2 protein-coding genes are annotated in these 2,024 nt (G+C 62.5%); both read right to left on the minus strand.

Features of this window, described 5'->3' with window-relative positions; all coding sequences use genetic code 11:
- Positions 1-222: hypothetical protein (locus tag VEK15_33000; GenBank protein ID HXV65561.1), on the minus strand; the 222-nt coding region annotated here is incomplete at its 3' end.
- Positions 219-2,024 (minus strand): TonB-dependent receptor (locus VEK15_33005; GenBank protein ID HXV65562.1); only part of this gene is annotated, 1,806 nt, incomplete at its 5' end. The genes VEK15_33005 and VEK15_33000, both read right to left, overlap by 4 nt.

The raw sequence follows: 2,024 nt of genomic DNA on the forward strand, positions 1-2,024 counted from the left end.
GAAGCGGAGCGCGTGCTCGTGCTCGAGCATCTGCAGAAACTCGAGGGGGGGATGCTCTGCCTTCGGCATGACGACGAGAATGGAGGCGGGATGCCGATTGGTTAATGTTCGGTAGCCCCGGTACAGGACGAACGAACCATCGTCCCGAATGGTTTCTAGCGTATAGTCAGATAGGTCGATCCCGTATTCCTCGCTCCGCGCACTCGTCTGGTCGGTGTTCATTTGGTCAGGTTGAGCTGGACACCGAACTGGCGCCGTTCGCCGGGTAGACCAGCGATTGCGGGCGGGGGCACGCTGATAGTTCCGATGATGTAATCGGTGTCGGTCAAGTTGCGCGCATAAAAGCTGATGGACCAAGACGGGCCTGGCCGAACCGTGATATTCGCGTTGACGAGACTGTAGGGGTCCTGTCGCTCGATGGCGTCATTGATCGGCGTGAAGTACACGGTGCTTTGCTTGATGACGTCGAAAGAAAGCGACAGCACCCCCAACCGACGTATTTGCCTGGCATACTCCAGCCAGGCGCGCCCGGACCACTCAGGAGCGTTGGAGAGCCGGCGTCCGGCCACGTCCACGGGAGAGCCGCCCGGACCCACCGCCCTGTATCGATCATACCGCGCGTCGAGCCAGGCGACGTGTCCACCCACTCTCCATCCGGCACCGGGTTGAGCCTGGCCCTCCACCTCGACACCGCGGATGGTCGCCGTCGCCGCGTTCGTGATATCGAAGACTCCGGGACGAAGGGGTGTCCGCACTTGCAGGTCCGTGTAGTCCGTATGAAACGCCGCGCCGTTCAGATCGAGGCGCTCGTTCGGTGCTGACAACTTGAGCCCCACCTCGTACGCCCAGGCCCACTCCGGCGCGAAGCCGGCGGCGCTCGTTGACGTGAGGTTGAAACCCCCGCTCTTGAACCCACGGGTAGCCGACAGATATGCGAGAGCTCCATCCGCGATCCGGAAATCCAGGCCGAACTTCGGCGTCCAGGCCGTGGCCGCAATCGAATTTGCGTAGTGAAACGACGACACCGCGGTGTCACCGAGCTCGGAGCCACCGGCGTTGTCCATTGTCTTGTCGTCGCGAGTATAACGGACACCGAGGTTCCCCGATAGACGCGACCCGAGAGCGACCGCCACCTGCCCGAACGCGGCAATGGATTTCGCATCGACGGTAGGGTCGAGGCGATTCACCACGTCAGCGGCGATGAGCTCGATGTCGGTCGGCTGTCGATCGACCTCCTTGAACAAGAAGAGGCCGGCCGTGGCCGTGAATCCCGGGAGCTCGGAGGTGATGGTGAGCTCCTCCGAGACCTGATGGTGAATCTCATGCACATGCCCCGTGATGAGATTGAGCTCGGTTACGTCGGTGTCGACGAAGATGTCGTAGTCGAGCTTCCGGGCGGCGAACAGGCTCCTTAGAACGGTGCTCGCCGTGGGCCGCCAGATGAACTGCGCCGAGCCGCCGTAGTGCACGTTCCGGCTTTCTGAAGGCGTCGACGTCCGCACCTGATGAAGGTCTGAGGGATTATCGACGGTGAAACCCGACTTCACCGCCAGGACTTTCGGATAGAAGAGTGGCGTCGGATCGCGATGCGTGAAGTCTCCGGTGATGCGAAGCTCGCTCCGGTCGTTGAAGAAAACGCGCAGCGTTCCCCGCGTCGCCGTGACGTCGGTTTCGCCAAGCGGTTCATCCGGGTGATCGAGATCTTCTATGAATCCGTCCCTCACGCTTCGAAGAACCGAGACGCTCGCCATGATCCTGCCGGGCGCGATGGGGCCACTCACGGTGGCCTCGGCTCGCGCGGTCTGAAAATTGCCGAGGACGACGTGCGTCGAAAGCGTTCGCTCGTTCGTGGGCAGATTGGTGATGAGATTGATAGCGCCTCCCACCACGTTGCGACCGTAGAGCGTGCCCTGAGGACCGCGAAGGACTTCCACCCGTTCGACGTCCAGGAAGTCGCCGAGCACGCCGGCCGGGCGCGCGAGATAGACCCCGTCGAGGTACACCGCCGAGCTCGGGTCGGACCC

This window comes from Vicinamibacteria bacterium, assembly GCA_035620555.1.
In the GTDB taxonomy this organism is placed as follows: Bacteria; Acidobacteriota; Vicinamibacteria; order Marinacidobacterales; family SMYC01; genus DASPGQ01.